This window comes from Shewanella sp. TB7-MNA-CIBAN-0143 (assembly GCF_040310065.1).
Taxonomy (GTDB): domain Bacteria; phylum Pseudomonadota; class Gammaproteobacteria; order Enterobacterales; family Shewanellaceae; genus Shewanella.
In genome coordinates, this window is the sequence record NZ_JBEOPL010000113.1 from 1 (window position 1) to 266 (window position 266).

The following is a 266-nucleotide window of genomic DNA, read 5'->3' on the forward strand; positions in this document are numbered from 1 at the left end:
GAGATACAGTGGTAAGTATTAACCACGCTATTATTGAAAAAAACACTCTTTTATCATCGGTGTACTCACAGTTTGAAGCCAACGCTTTTGACGGCCAAGACGCCTACTTTCAGCAAGGTTATAAACATTCTGTTGATGGTGCTGGCACACTTGAAGTATATATTACCCGCGACGAAAACGGTGTTATTGAACAGCAAAAAGTAGCTAACGCCGCAGATAAATACATTACAACACTTAACGAGTTTGGTATTCGAGAGGCACATTGG

1 pseudogene is annotated in these 266 nt (G+C 40.6%); it reads left to right on the top strand.

Going from position 1 to position 266, the window contains the following annotated elements:
• Positions 1-266: pseudogene (locus tag AAEY97_RS21320) on the top strand (methyl-accepting chemotaxis protein); the annotation flags it as partial.